Source organism: Dorea sp. YH-dor226 (assembly GCF_039832105.1).
Lineage (GTDB): Bacteria > Bacillota > Clostridia > Lachnospirales > Lachnospiraceae > Dorea_A.
Genome location: NZ_JBDOHS010000028.1, coordinates 1 through 14,904 on the forward strand (window position 1 = coordinate 1; position 14,904 = coordinate 14,904).

General features: G+C 42.8%; 13 protein-coding genes, 1 tRNA gene and 1 rRNA gene. 3 read left to right on the forward strand and 12 right to left on the reverse strand.

Annotated elements, in window-relative coordinates; genetic code table 11:
- Window positions 1-183 precede the first annotated feature (183 nt).
- A complete protein-coding gene (locus tag ABE547_RS14240) occupies window positions 184-1,500 on the reverse strand; it encodes an MATE family efflux transporter (protein WP_347379360.1) in 1,317 nt (438 codons plus the stop codon).
- Between the two features lie 112 nt (window positions 1,501-1,612).
- Between ABE547_RS14240 and ABE547_RS14245 the strand changes: the two genes are divergently transcribed.
- Window positions 1,613-2,413, forward strand: a complete 801-nt coding sequence (locus ABE547_RS14245) for a MerR family transcriptional regulator (RefSeq protein ID WP_347379361.1) — start codon at window positions 1,613-1,615, stop codon at window positions 2,411-2,413.
- 90 nt (window positions 2,414-2,503) lie between these two features.
- Here ABE547_RS14245 and ABE547_RS14250 read toward each other — a convergent pair whose 3' ends face one another.
- Genes ABE547_RS14250 through ABE547_RS14265 form a run of 4 tightly spaced genes read right to left on the reverse strand, consistent with a single transcriptional unit; the run spans window position 2,504 to window position 6,537 of the window.
- Window positions 2,504-3,718: an LL-diaminopimelate aminotransferase gene (locus ABE547_RS14250; RefSeq protein WP_347379362.1), complete on the reverse strand. Its 1,215-nt coding sequence runs from the start codon at window positions 3,716-3,718 to the stop codon at window positions 2,504-2,506.
- A gap of 22 nt (window positions 3,719-3,740) precedes the next feature.
- A complete protein-coding gene (dapF, locus tag ABE547_RS14255; RefSeq protein ID WP_347379363.1) occupies window positions 3,741-4,595 on the reverse strand; it encodes a diaminopimelate epimerase in 855 nt (284 codons plus the stop codon).
- 20 nt (window positions 4,596-4,615) lie between these two features.
- Window positions 4,616-5,164, reverse strand: coding sequence for an ANTAR domain-containing protein (locus ABE547_RS14260; protein ID WP_347379364.1), 549 nt, complete (start codon window positions 5,162-5,164; stop codon window positions 4,616-4,618).
- A 41-nt stretch (window positions 5,165-5,205) separates the two neighbouring features.
- Window positions 5,206-6,537: a glutamine synthetase family protein gene (locus tag ABE547_RS14265; protein WP_347379365.1), complete on the reverse strand. Its 1,332-nt coding sequence runs from the start codon at window positions 6,535-6,537 to the stop codon at window positions 5,206-5,208.
- 202 nt (window positions 6,538-6,739) lie between these two features.
- Here ABE547_RS14265 and ABE547_RS14270 point away from each other — a divergent pair, with 202 nt between their 5' ends.
- The gene (locus ABE547_RS14270) at window positions 6,740-7,384 is read left to right on the forward strand and encodes a phosphate propanoyltransferase (RefSeq protein ID WP_347379366.1); all 645 of its coding nucleotides are present in this window, start codon (window positions 6,740-6,742) and stop codon (window positions 7,382-7,384) included.
- A gap of 133 nt (window positions 7,385-7,517) precedes the next feature.
- On the opposite strand, the gene ABE547_RS14275 is transcribed toward ABE547_RS14270, so the two are convergent.
- The 5 genes from ABE547_RS14275 to ABE547_RS14295 form a co-directional block, all read right to left on the reverse strand.
- Window positions 7,518-8,150: a lysoplasmalogenase gene (locus ABE547_RS14275; protein ID WP_347379367.1), complete on the reverse strand. Its 633-nt coding sequence runs from the start codon at window positions 8,148-8,150 to the stop codon at window positions 7,518-7,520.
- Window positions 8,151-8,247: 97 nt separating this feature from the next.
- Window positions 8,248-9,018, reverse strand: a complete 771-nt coding sequence (locus ABE547_RS14280; RefSeq protein WP_347379368.1) for a polysaccharide deacetylase family protein — start codon at window positions 9,016-9,018, stop codon at window positions 8,248-8,250.
- 172 nt (window positions 9,019-9,190) lie between these two features.
- On the reverse strand, window positions 9,191-10,075 hold the full coding sequence (locus tag ABE547_RS14285) for a DMT family transporter (protein ID WP_347379369.1): 885 nt from the start codon (window positions 10,073-10,075) through the stop codon (window positions 9,191-9,193).
- A 28-nt stretch (window positions 10,076-10,103) separates the two neighbouring features.
- The gene (gene pepI / locus ABE547_RS14290; RefSeq protein WP_347379372.1) at window positions 10,104-10,991 is read right to left on the reverse strand and encodes a proline iminopeptidase; all 888 of its coding nucleotides are present in this window, start codon (window positions 10,989-10,991) and stop codon (window positions 10,104-10,106) included.
- Window positions 10,992-11,105: 114 nt separating this feature from the next.
- On the reverse strand, window positions 11,106-13,364 hold the full coding sequence (locus ABE547_RS14295) for a glycogen/starch/alpha-glucan phosphorylase (protein ID WP_347379370.1): 2,259 nt from the start codon (window positions 13,362-13,364) through the stop codon (window positions 11,106-11,108).
- A gap of 179 nt (window positions 13,365-13,543) precedes the next feature.
- On the opposite strand from ABE547_RS14295, the gene ABE547_RS14300 reads away from it, so the two are divergent.
- Window positions 13,544-14,413: an AraC family transcriptional regulator gene (locus tag ABE547_RS14300; RefSeq protein WP_347379371.1), complete on the forward strand. Its 870-nt coding sequence runs from the start codon at window positions 13,544-13,546 to the stop codon at window positions 14,411-14,413.
- Between the two features lie 90 nt (window positions 14,414-14,503).
- Here ABE547_RS14300 and ABE547_RS14305 read toward each other — a convergent pair.
- Window positions 14,504-14,575: transfer RNA gene (locus ABE547_RS14305), tRNA-Asn, on the reverse strand.
- A 106-nt stretch (window positions 14,576-14,681) separates the two neighbouring features.
- Window positions 14,682-14,904 (reverse strand): 23S ribosomal RNA (locus ABE547_RS14310); the annotation flags it as partial.

The window sequence follows — 14,904 nt, forward strand, 5'->3', positions numbered from 1 at the left end:
GTGTAACACTTATTTCTACTTAATAAAACAAAAAAAGCAGCAATCACTCATTTTTGTAAGAGTAATTGCCACTTTTCTTTTCTCTCTTTTCAAAGTGGAAATAAACTTTTCACTTCAGCATTTTTCTTATTTTCTCTTTTTTTCTCATAATTCCGTCAATAATTTCGTATATGATCCTGTCATCTATCGGTGGCTGACATACCACCGATACATTCCAATTGACATGACAAGACATATGCTCTCTGCTATCACAGGTGCCCACCAGATAGCTTCTCCGCCAAATATCGCAGTCAGAAAGACGAGACTGGCAACCAGTGCGATCAGACTTCTTGTCAGGGATATCGCTGTCGCAAATCCCGCCTTCTCCACGGATGTAAAATATCCGCCGATCACCACATTGTATCCCGCAAGCAGGAACGACAGAATAAAGATCCGGAATACCCTGACTGAATATTCTGCCAGCACACTCTCTTTGGCATCCAGGAACAATGACACGATTCCCCCTGCGCCCAGATAACATCCAAGCACCGCAACAACCGATCCTGCTGCCGCTGCTGCCAGACCATATTTCAGAAGCTTTTTATATTTCTTCGGTTCATTCTTTCCATAATAATAGCTGATCAGAGGTTGCGATCCCTGTGCAATACCCGCCATAGACATCACAACGATCGTATTTACATAAGAGATGATCGTATAGCTTACCAGTGCATATTCTCCGATATAACGCAAAATCGCCTGATTAAAAAAGAAGATGATAATACCGCTGGAAAACTCTGTCACCCCGGAAGACATTCCGTTGCGGATCTGACGTCCGACGACCGAGATCTGAAACTCAAACTTCGCAAACCTTATCGTTCCCTTCGGCCCCAGGAAATGCCACAGATACAGAACAATCACAGACACCTGCGAGATTCCGGTTGCCAGTGCAGCCCCACGCACTCCCCAGTGCCATGCCATCACCATCAGATAATCCAGGATACAATTCAGCACTGCGCCTAATGTAACATATATTGTGGCAAGCTTTGGATATCCATCCGTCTTGATCAAAGTTTCGAATGAATAAGACAAGGTATATGCCATCGCAAACGGAGCGATTGTACCGATATATTCCTTTGCGTATGGAAGGATAATGTCGGTTGCCCCAAGGAATCTGGCAAATGGCTCCAGAAACGTCAGTACAAGTGTCGTGATCAGTACCGAAAGCACACACAGTACCACCACATTCTGCGTAAAGAATTCATTTGCCTTCTTACGATTCCCCTGCCCCAGCAGGATCGCTACAATCGTTGAGTTCCCCACCGCAAACAGGATCGATATGGAAAACAGTCCCGTCGTAAACGGCATAGAGATGTTCACCGCTGTCAGCGCAACTTCCGATACCCCTCTGGCAACAAAGATTCCGTCTACCATCGTATACAGCGAAAAGACCCACTGCGCAATAATAGATGGAATAATAAACTTCAAAAAATCACCTTTCAAAGACTTTCCTTCAAGTCTCACACTAAAACCTCTCTTCTGCTCTTTTTTCTTCCCCCTCAGTCTAAACCTTGGTATAATACTAAGGTCAAGAACATATTTTAGATTTAAAAAATACATGAAAGGATCGCATGCAATGAAACAATTCTACAAAATCGGCGAGATTTCCAAATTATATAACATAGGTCCGGATTCTCTTCGCTACTACGAAAAGCTGGGGCTTCTGACTCCATGCCGAGGCACCAATGATTATCGTCTGTATACGCTCAATGATCTCTGGCGTCTGAACGTCATCCGCGATCTTCGGAAACTGGGATTTCCAATGGAAAAGATTCAGGAATATATGGAGGCCAGAACCATAGATAACACTCATAAACTTCTCGAGGAAGAACTCGCTGTCATTGAAGACCGTATTCTGGAACTGAAAGAGCTCCATGAAAATGTTACCGAACGCCTTCATACACTGGAAGAAGCAGTCAGTCAGCCTCTCGGCATCGTTCAGCAAAAAGAATTTCCGGCACGGAGGTGTCATATGATCCATCATCCTTTTCACACAGACGAGGAGATGGATATGCTGATCAAGCAATTACTGAACAAAGACAAAAAGAATCTGTACATCATCGGAAATAACCGGATCGGATCCCTGCTGCCGCTTGATCAGGCCAGTACCGGTCAGTACCAGAATTATGAAGGTGCTTTTATCATCGATTCAAAAGGATCGTCTGTATTTGACGCCGGAACTTATCTTTCGGTCTGCTATCACGGAGATTCTCACCAGCATCAGACCTATTATCCGCTCATGGTTGATTATGCCTCTGCGCATCAGCTCCGATTCGACGGACCGATACTGGAGCTTCTGTGGATCGACATTCATCAGTCCGCCAATGTATCCGAGCACATTACCGAACTTCAGGTGAAAGTCTGCCCGGAATCATAGAGTAAAAAACAGCAGGGATACGTCCCGGAATCTGCATTTTCCGGTCGTATCCCTGCCATATTCTCTTATCTTGTGTCCTCTGTATATGCTCTACATGCGTTTGATTCTTTCAATTGCAGCGACTGTATTCTCATGGGAACCGAATGCTGTCAGTCGGAAATATCCTTCTCCGCTTGGTCCGAATCCAGAGCCAGGAGTTCCGACTACATTGGCCTTATCCAGCAGATAATCGAAGAAATCCCAGGAAGTCATACCCTTTGGAGTCTCCAGCCAGATATACGGAGCATTGACTCCGCCGGATACATTGTATCCTGCATCTTTCAGACCTTCTTTGATAATCTTTGCATTATTCATATAGTATGCAACCTGTTCCTTCAGCTGCGCCTTACCTTCCTCAGAATATACTGCCTCACCGGCTTTCTGAACAATGTATGGAGCTCCGTTATACTTTGTACCGTGACGTCTTGCCCACAGAGAGTGAAGCGTTACATCGCCGTCTTTCAGATCCTTCGGAATAATGGTTGCGCCAAGTCTTACACCTGTAAATCCGGCATTCTTGGAAAAGCTCCGAAGCTCGATTGCACAGGTTCTGGCTCCTTCACATTCATAGATGGAATGAGGAACATCTTCTTCTGAGATATATGCTTCGTATGCTGCATCATAGATGATCACTGCACCAACCTTATTGGCATAATCCACCCATTCCTGAAGCTGTGCTTTTGTAATCGTGGAGCCGGTCGGATTATTCGGGAAACACAGATAGATGATATCCGGTGTCTCTTTCGGAAGTTCCGGTGCAAAATTGGTTGCTTTCGTACATGGCATGTAGATCACATCACTCCATGTCTCTGCTGCCGGATCATATGTTCCGGTACGTCCTGCCATAACATTTGTGTCCACATAGACCGGATACACCGGATCACATACCGCGATCTTATTGTCTCTTGAGAAAATCTCCTGAATATTTCCGGAATCTCCCTTTGCTCCGTCTGAGATAAAGATCTCATCTGCCTGAATGTCGCATCCTCTTGCCTGAAAATCATTCTTTGCCATCGCACTTCTTAAGAACTCATATCCAAGATCCGGCGCATATCCACGAAATGTCTCTGCGTGTGCCATCTCTTCTACTGCACTGTGGAGCGCATCAATAATCACCGGAGCAAGTGGCTGTGTTACATCACCGATACTCAGTCGGATAATATCCTTCTCCGGATGTGCCGCCTGATATTCTCGCTGTTTTCTTGCAACCGTTGAAAACAAATAACTTCCTGGTAATTTCAGATAATCCTGATTCACTTTAAACATCTGTTCTTCTCCTTCTCTTTGTTTATTTTCCGAAACCTATGCCCGTAATATCTATTTCACCGTCAAACACCGTCGTTGCCGGACCTGTCATATAGACTTTATCCTTCTCCCTGTCCCACTCGATCTGCAGATCTCCACCCAGCAGACGAACCGTGACCTTCTCTTCCGTAAGTCCGTTCAGAACACTCGCCACTGCTACCGCGCATGCTCCGGTTCCACATGCCATAGTCTCGCCGGAACCTCTTTCCCACACACGCATCTCCAGTGTATGTCTGTTAATAAACTTTACAAATTCTGTATTGATCCGTTTTGGAAATCGCTCATGATTCTCAAACAGAGGACCGATTTTCTCAATATCCATATCCCGAATCTGATCCATATACACGACTGCATGTGGATTACCCATCGATACGCCTGTCATGCGGTATTCCATCCGGCCTGCTACGATCGGTTCATTGACCACCATGTCTCCCTCTGCCAGGATCGGAATACATTCCGGCTTCAGGATGGGACTTCCCATATCTACTTTTACCAGTGCAACTTTTCCGTCCTGCACGGTCAGATCCAGATATTTGATGCCTCCCAATGTTTCTACAGATATCTGTGTCTGATCTGTTAATCCATAGTCATATACATATTTTGCCACACAGCGTATGCCGTTTCCGCACATCTCACCACGGGATCCATCTGCATTATACATTTCCATCTCAAAATCAGCTACCTCAGACGGATTAATCAGAATCAATCCATCTGAACCAATTCCAAAATGCCGGTCACTCACATACTTTGCAACTTCGGACGGATTCTCTATCTTTTCCTGAAATCCATTGACATAGACATAATCATTCCCTAAGCCATGCATTTTCGTAAATCTCATATCCTACGTTCTCCTTTTTCCTATTCATTCATAATGCTTAACACCATTTCTGCTGTCTCTACCATATTCGTACCACTATCCATGCTATGCTTCTGAAGATATCTGTGTGCTTCTCCTTCTGACATATTGTTACGGGCCATCAGTAATTCCTTCGCCTTTTTTATCAGTTCCTGCTGCTCGGGATTGCGATTTTTCTTTTCCTGCTTACGTTTTTTTCTCCTTCGTTCTACCGTTCTGAGCATCATATCCATAGTATTCAGAAGATCATATACTTTGATCGGCATCGACAGACCTATAACACCTTCTATAGAGCCTTCACTCCATCTGGCTGGTGATGCGATCAACAATATCTCAAACGAATCCGGAAGATATTCTCTGAGTTCCGTATACATCATATCTTTCAGCTTATAGCCACATACCACAACTCCCCCATCAACTGTATCAGCATAGTGCATGATCTGCGCTCCGGTTGTACATACACCAATGACATCAATGCCACCTCGGACTAACAGGTTGCGAATATTGGCTGCATTATCTTTGTTTGGAAATCCAACGATAACACCAGTCAAACTGACACCTCCTCGTTATCCTCTGTCCTTGCGATCTAAAACTATAACAGATGCAGATATTTACTGAGTTCCCATTCTGTCACCTGACCCCGGTACTCCTGATATTCCCTGGTCTTTGCCTCAATATATTTTCTGGATAAGTCTTCTCCCAGAACCTCCTGAATGTATGCGTCCTTTTCAAATTCTCTGGCCGCCTCGTTCAGACTTCGTGGAAGCTTGTCGATACCGAATATTTTCCGCTCCTCTTCTGTCATTTCATAGATGTTACGATTGACACTCTTCGGAGGCATGATCCCCTGCCGGATTCCATCAATTCCTGCTGCCAGGCAGACCGCCAGCGCAAGATAAGGATTGGCAGACGGATCCGGACTGCGAAGTTCCACTCTTGTGTACTCTCCTCTGCTTCCCGGGATGCGGATCAGCGGTGTCCTGTTCTTTTCTGACCATGCAATATACACAGGCGCTTCATATCCGGGAGTCAGACGTTTATATGAATTCACGATCGGATTCGTAATAAATGTGATTGCCTTCATATGTTTCATAATTCCGCCAATGAAACAGTACGCTTCCTTACTGAGCCCATGCTCATCTTTGGCATCCTGAAAGATATTAATGCCGTCTCTGCTGAGAGACATATTGATATGCATACCGGAACCATTGATTCCATACTTCGGCTTCGGCATAAACGTCGCGTGTAATCCATGACGTTTTGCAATCGTTTTAACGACCAGTTTAAATGTCATGATATTATCTGCTGTTGTCAGTGCCTCATCATAACGAAAATCTATTTCATGCTGTGCAGGTGCCGCTTCATGATGGGAAGATTCAATCTCATATCCCATCTCTTCCAGCGTCAGAACCATATCACGTCTTGCATTCTCTCCCAGATCCAGAGGTCCCAGGTCAAAATATCCCGCGCTTTCATGAGAAAGCGTAGTCGGAAGTCCATCATCATCTGTATGAAACAGGAAAAATTCACATTCGGGTCCGACATTGAACTCATATCCCATCTCTCTGACATCTTGAATGACTTTCTTCAATATATATCTCGGATCACTTTCAAAAGGTGTTCCGTCCTGTTTATACACGTCACAGATCAGTCTCGCAACCTTTCCCTGCTGAGGTCTCCATGGAAAGATCTCAAAGGTGTTCAGATCCGGATGCAGATACATATCAGACTCTTCCACTCTTGCGAATCCTTCAATGGAAGAACCATCAAACATGATCTGGTTGTCCAGCGCCTTCTCCAGCTGACTGGATGTTATCGCAATATTCTTCATTGTTCCGAAAATGTCTGTAAACTGCAGACGAATAAACCCGACATCTTCTTCCTCGACGATCCTTAAAATATCCTCTCTTGTGTAATTATTCATTACCTGTACCTCCGTGTAAAGATAAAAATGGGCGCTCTCATACCACTGATGAAACCGCCATTGATTTAATCCTTTTAAATTATAATTAGAAAAAGTTACTTTGTCAATCTGAATCCTGTTGAAAAACCGACTGCACTCTGTTAAAATAAGAGAAGTTGTACATCATAATAAACACTATGTGAAAGAGAGGCAGAATAATAACATGGGAGTTGCAATTCCAATCGAAACCAGTGCACGCCATATTCATATGTGCCGTGCTGACTTTGAGACTTTATTCGGTGAAGGAAAAGAACTGACCTTCAAAGCAGAATTAAGCCAGCCTGGCCAATATGTATCTGAAGAACGCATTACCGTTCAGGGGCCAAAAGGAACATTTGAAAATGTAGCAATACTGGGGCCTTTCCGTAACGAGACTCAGCTTGAGATCTCTGTTACAGACTGCCGTAAGCTTGGAATTCCAGGTGTTATCCGCCAATCCGGAGATACCGCAGGAACCCCGGGCTGTACACTGATCGGTCCAAACGGATCACTTACGCTTGATCACGGTGTAATTGTTGCCAAACGCCACATTCACATGACACCTCTGCAGGCACTCCAGATGAACGTTCAGGATAACGACAATGTCTTTGTGATCACGAACAGTTTTGAACGCTCACTGATCTTTGCAGATGTTATCGTCCGTGTACATCCTAATTTTGCACTTGCCATGCATGTAGATACAGATGAAGCAAACGCTTTTGCCGGAATGGAGAACCCTACCGGTGTGATTCTGAAGCTTTTTGGCGGACAGACTTACAACCTACAGAAATGGGCAGAAGAACTTCAAAACGGAATTAACCGTTTATAACAATTATTCATTCTGTAATATGTAATTTTTACAAGAACGCTTCGACGCTGAATCGCTTACCTCAGCTTTTCTTGTAAAAATTACATAATATCAAAATGATACGAAAGTATTTTGCAACAATCCCATCCATCATTTATCTTGTGATCCACACCGCACTGCCAATCAGATAAACCGCAGCATAATACAATGTCAGAATCAATACTCCGTCTGTCAGTTTTCTCCTCTCATGCACAAGACTCCATGCAATGATACAATCTGATATCAGAAAACAACATGCACCGATACTGTATAACAGCGCCATATTCGACTGCAGATGAAGATACATCGTAAATGCCATGGCAACCACTCCGGCAAGTACTGCCATATATCCGAAGGCCTGACGTTTAAACTCTCCAAGCGCCCCAATCTTATCACGGAAGATAAGAAAGACACACAGATATATTCCTCCGAATATCAGCCAGGTGTATTTCGTCGGAACCACCTTCTGACAAAACGCCAGAATAAATAACAGATGTGCAGCCCCAAAAAGATACACACCCCTGATAAACTGTATCTCCAGTATCACATCTGCCGTCATACAGCAGATCAGTCCGAGCACGATCACCCATTCTGCCAGCCGATGTGTCTGCAAAGCTCCATATATTCCGGCAAGTACAGCCATTGAAGTAGCCGCCGCCTTAAATATCAGTGCTCTTTTCCCTGCCTTCTCCCGGAAATAACCATACAACAGACCAAAAAGCACCAGCAATCCTATCGTTATATACATTCTGCAACCTCTCTCCTCTTACATTTTCAAGAGTTGTTTCATTATACCATACCTTTCTGAAGAATCATAGGGCGTTAATTCTTAATTTGTATTACGGTTAATTCCTGATTTGCCTTCCGGTCACATCCATATGATAATCCTCCTTATAGATCAACTCAGACACCGGCACGATCTCATACCCCTTTTTCTGAATATCTGTAATGAGCGTATCCAATGCATCTGCGGTATATTTTGCCCCGTTATGGCATAGAATAATTGCTCCGTTCTTTAATTCCTTATGCTGGATCACGGTATCAATGATGCTGTCCACGCCGTAATCTTTCCAGTCCAGGCTATCCACGGACCACTGGATCGTATAATATCCACATTCTTGAGCAGATAATATAAGTTCATTATTATAATCTCCATATGGCGGACGAAACAGTTGCATACTGCAGCCGGTCAGTTCTTTTACTTTTTCATGTACCTCCCTGATCTCCTGTTTCTGCTCTTCCTGCGACAGTTCAGACATGTTTTTATGATTTTCGCTGTGGTTTCCCAGATCATGACCGGCTTCTTTTATTGCCTTAACATCTTCCGGATATTTCTCCACCCAGCCGCCGGTCATAAAAAAGGTCACATGAATATTATGTTTTTTCAGTATCTCCAATATCTGCTGTGTATCTTCATTTCCCCATGCCGCATCAAAAGACAGAGCCACTTTTTTCTCATCCGTTTCTACCGAATAAATCGGAAGTTCTCTCCCATTCACGTTGTTGGAAACACTCACATAGCCGGAAAGGTATCGATAGGATCCTGCGAGGGCAATCATCAACATCAATACCAGAATTCCGTAATTCATCCATTTCCTTTTTCCTATTTTTCTCATGAATCAAACTCCGGATAATAGCCTTTTGTAATAATATAGTGTTATTATATATAATGTATGATGTAATTATTTTCAAAAAAAAGAGAATGCGTCCTGATTGATATCAGATACACATCCTCTTTTTATTGTGAAATAAATACCATACAATAAATATATGACTTTATCTTATCTTCTACATGGAATTCACACTCAAAATAAAGAGTGTTGCAAGTACCATTGCAAATCCCAGAATATCAATTGGCGGAAACGCCGTTCCCAGACATACAGCTGCTACAATTGTTGCCGCAACCGGTTCAACACTTGATAACAGCCCGGCATATACACTTCCTGCATATTTCACTGCTGCCAGATAGAAGCAGAACGGAAGTATTGTTCCCGGAATCACGATTCCAAGAAATGCAACCACAATTTCCAGATCAATTTCAACCGCCATTTTCCATGGCCGGAATAAAAAGAATAATACTCCGCCTCCGATCAACATCGACCACGCACATATAATTTCCGCCGGATATTTTTTCAACAGCGGACTGGGCAGCACTCCATAAAAGCAGGTCGAAACCGCCAGAAGAAGACCAAATATAATTCCCTTTGGCGAAATTGACAATGAATGAAGATTCCCGTGCGTTGCCACAAGAAATATTCCCGTTATCGAAAACAACACCGCGATAATCTCTTTTTTCTTTGGCATCACCCGGTATATTACAGCAAAATAGATCAACAGCATTGCCGGGTTCAAATACTGAAATATGGTTGCAACTCCGGCATTTGTCTCCTGTATCGCCGAGAAAAAGGAAAACTGCATTCCCATGACTCCCAGTATTCCAAATGCAATTGTACGGACGGCATCCTTTCCCGTCTTCCATACTTCAACCGGCTTTTGTTTCTTAATAACAACCGCATATAAAAACAAAAGGGCTCCTGATGCAAGCAGCCGATACGGAACCAGCCATTTTGAATCAATCCCTTTATTATCAAACAAAAACTGGGCTATGGGGCTCGTTGAGCCCCATAATAACCCAGCAGCAAAAGCGGCCATCATGCCCTTTTTACGTTCCATCTCTCGTTCCTCAGATAACTGTTATTCTCTAATCGTTCTCATTCAGCCATTCTTTCATCAATTCAACATATCTGTCGTTATCTTCCACGAAGCACATATGGCGACAGGTACGGAACAATTCCCATCTGGAATTCGGAATTCTGTCATACATATATTTTGCAATATATGGTGTACACAGATCATTTCCTCCATTGATGACCAGTGTAGGTTCTTTGATGTCCTTCAGCTGCTCTGTTACATCATAATCCTTCAGTGTTCCTTCCGGAGTAAATTCATTCGGTCCCCAGCCTACAACATAAGCTTCTCCGCCCTTTTTCACCGGACGACGCAGACATTCCGGAGAATCCTCTGTAACTGCACCTGCAGCATGACGAAGCATAAACTCTGTTTCTGCTGCTATGTAAGCCGGATCACTGTAATCACCGGTTGATGTTGCTTTATCAATTGCATCCTGCATCTCCTGTGGCAGGAACTTGATCATACGATGCTGCTCGATTCCCCACATCCAGGATGCCGGCAATGTACTGGACAGGATCAGACTCTTTAATCCTTCCGGTTTATAATTGCAGACATAATCCAGAAGCTGCATTCCGCCCCATGACTGTCCTAACAGATGAATCTCATCCAATCCGAGATGTTTTCTTAATTCGATCAGCTCATTGATCCATGTCTTGGCATTCCACAGCTCCGGATGTCCATCCAGATAAGATTCACCGCAGCCGATCTGATCATACATGACAAGCTGACGTCCGTCTTCCTCGGCAAGTCTGTCCAATACTTCAAAATAATTGTGTGTTGAGCCCGGACCACCGTGAAGCAATACCAGTGGTTTTTTATTTCCTGTACATTCTCCTACTACACGATAATACGTTTTGTGCCCCAGGTAAGGCATATATCCTTCTGTGATTTTCATAATGAAAATACCTCCTTTTGTATTCCATTATATACAAAAAGAATATAATTGTACAGATTTATTGCAAAAAAAGGAACAGTTTCAACACTGTCCCTAATCCATTCACACAAATATATTCTATGCCTTCCAGATGTCTCTGTTATACTCGGCAATCGTCCTGTCTGATGAGAAATATCCCGCCTTTGCAATATTCATCAGCATCTTTTTCGCCCATCCGATCCGGTCCTCATAATCTGCAAATGCTCTTTCCTTTGTCTCAATATATTCCTTCACATCCAGAAGAGTCATGAACCAGTCTTTCTGAATCAATTCTGCATGGATCTCAAGAAGTGTACGCACATCTCCGATCTTCAGCATCTCAGGACTGATGATAAAATCGATCCATCTGCGGATATCCGCATCATTGATATAATAATCCGCAGCCACATAATCTGATTTTGCATAATGTTCAATGACTTCATCACTGCTCTTGCCGAACACGTAGATATTTTCATCTCCTACCAGTTCATGAATTTCTACATTTGCTCCATCTTCTGTTCCCAGCGTAACAGCTCCGTTCAGCATAAATTTCATATTGCCGGTTCCGCTGGCTTCCTTTGATGCCAGCGAGATCTGCTCTGAGATATCACATGCCGGAATCAGTTTCTCTGCCAGCGTTACATTGTAATTTTCCACCATAACTACCTGAAGATATGGTGATACTTCCGGATCGTTCTGAATCAGCTCCTGCAGACAGAGGATCACATGAATGATATCCTTTGCGATCGTATACGCCGGCGCTGCCTTTGCGCCAAAGATGACTGTGATCGGTGTCTTTGGAAGATTGCCTGCCTTTATATCCAGATATTTATAGATCACATACAGAACATTCATCTGCTGACGTTTATATTCATGAAGACGTTTTACCTGAATATCAAAGATTGCGTGATCATTTAACACGATTCCTGATTCTTTCTCCAGATATTCTTTTAACGCCGTTTTATTCTCCTGTTTGACATCCAGAAGCTCCTGTAACGCTTCTTCATTGTCAGAAAGAGACAGAAGTTGTTCCAGTTTTACAGCATCTTTACGGAACTCTCCTGCACCATATCTGTCAATCCAGTCTACCAGCTTTTTGTCACAGTGCATCAGCCATCTGCGGAATGTAATTCCATTCGTTTTATTATTAAATTTCTCCGGATAAATATCATAAAACGGTTTTAATTCTACATTTTTCAGAATCTCTGTATGAAGCGCAGCCACTCCATTCACACTGAATCCATAGTGCATATCCATTCTTGCCATATGTACCCGGTTCCATTCATCGATAATCTGTAATTCCTTATTTTCATACTTTTCAGAGACTCTTTTAGCCAGCTCGCGAATAATCGGCATAAGATGCGGAACTACAGTCTCAAGATAATCCACCGGCCATTTTTCCAATGCCTCTGCAAGAATAGTATGGTTCGTATATGCACATGTGTTGGATACAATCTCGATTGCTTTATCCATGGAGATTCCCCTTGCCGTCAGCAGACGGATCAGTTCCGGAATGACCATAGACGGATGGGTGTCATTGATCTGAATGACAACATGTTGATCCAGTTCATCCAGCGCATAGCCTTTTTCTTCATATTCCTTCAGAATATACTGTGCGCCGTTACTTACCATAAAATACTGCTGATAAATTCTCAGAAGTTCGCCCTGCTTATCACTGTCATCCGGATAAAGGAACAGTGTCAGATTCTGTTTGATGTCATTCTTATCAAATGAAATACCATCACCAACAATGCTTTCATTAACTGTATCCACATCAAAAAGGTGCAGTTTATTGGTTCCATTTTCGTAGCCTGTCACATCAATGTCATACAGTTTTGAATGAATGCTGAAATTACGGAACGGTACGTCAAATCCAATCCCCGTGTCTGTCAGCCAGCTGGTATCCTGTATCCATGGGTTCGGTGTTTCTTTCTGCTTATGATTTTCAAATACCTGTTTGAATAATCCAAGATGATAATTCAAGCCAATTCCATCTCCATTGATTCCAAGTGTAGCCATCGAATCCAGGAAACATGCTGCAAGTCTTCCCAGTCCGCCATTGCCAAGAGACGGCTCCGGCTCAATCTCTTCAATCTTACAGATATCCTTTCCATTGGAAGCAAGAAGCTCTCTGACTTCATCGTAAACTCCCAGATTGATCAAATTATTAGATAATAACTTTCCGATCAAAAATTCCGCTGATATATAATATATTTTTCTTTCTTTCTCAGAAGTATTCTCTCCTCTTTCTTCTGCCGCTTCTTTTACCGTATTCAAAAGCGCTGCATATATCTCTTCGTTTGTCGCGTCTTTTATACTTTTCTCTAGTCTCTGCTGTAATCTTTCAGAAAAATTCATATGATACCTCCTGTCCGGCGATCATATAACATGTTCGCCTGAATCCTCAAGTCCGTTTCCTGTCGGCTTATTTTCTGTCGACAGTAATATTATAATCACTTTTTTATGCATTTCTCTTGTAAAATACTAATCAAAAGTAATACAATACTATCAAGCACTATGAGTACAAGGAGTTTTTTATGAATACACTGGAATACGAAAATCTATATGAAAGAAAATCCCATGTGAGTCCTCAGTTTCCTTATAATACGTATCTTTGCTCCATTCCTCTGGATTTCACACTGGTTCCCGCTCACTGGCACAACGATGTAGAACTCATTGTTATAAAAAAAGGCACCGGTATCATCGCAGTTGATATGGAACCACAGACGGTGTCTGCCGGCGATATTATTCTGGTTCGTCCCGGTCAGATTCACTCCATCTCTCAGCATGATAATGACACTATGGAATATGAAAATATATTATTCCGTCCGGATCTTTTATATTCACAGAATACGGATCTTCGTACATTAGAGTATTTTGACCTCTACTTTAATCCGGAATATAATCTCCCCTGGCATATTGATCACTCCAATTCCTGTCACAAAAAATTAGCAGAGTGCATCAATGCTATTGACACACTCTGCGGTGAACGTCCCAGATATTACGAATTATCTGTAAAAGGATACCTTTTTCAGTTTTTCTATCTGCTTTTCTCCTGTCAGGAGTCCCCTGTATATTCAACCGGCAGAAAATCTCTTGACAAAGTCAAGAAAATGATTGCCTATATTGAAGAGCACTACATGGAGCCTATTTCTGTTCAATCTGCCGCAGATTATATGGGATTCTCCAATTCTCATTTTATGAAATTCTTTAAGCAGAACATGCATACCACATTTACCAGTTATCTGAATCACTACAGACTGACGATAGCCGGTCGTCTTCTGCTTACAACGGATGATAATATTCTGGTTATTTCCGAAAAAACGGGATTCAATAACCTGTCATACTTTAACCGGCTATTCAAACAATATTTCCATATGACACCCAGGGAATACCGTATGAAATAGTCAACTCCATTTCTCTAATTAACAGTTACCTGTAAATGTATTTAAAAAGTAAAAACCTGTAAAGTCATAAACTTTACAGGTCTCATATAACTCCCCGAGTTGGGCTCGAACCAACAACCCCACGGTTAACAGCCGTGTGCTCTACCATTGAGCTATCGAGGATTACCTATATTATTATAGCCCCCTGCCTGTTAAATTGCAAGAGGTTTTTTATATGTACCTTCAAAACTGCATACAAGAAATATCATCCACTTACCTATCACCTTGCTTGGTCATGCCCTCGACCGATTAGTATCAGTCAGCTCCATGTGTTACCACACTTCCACCTCTGACCTATCTACCTCGTCGTCTTCAAGGGGTCTTACTACTTTACGTAGGGATATCTCATCTTGAGGGGGGCTTCACGCTTAGATGCCTTCAGCGTTTATCCCGTCCCGGCTTGGCTACTCTGCCATGCATCTGGCGATGCAACAGATCCACCAGCGGCCAGT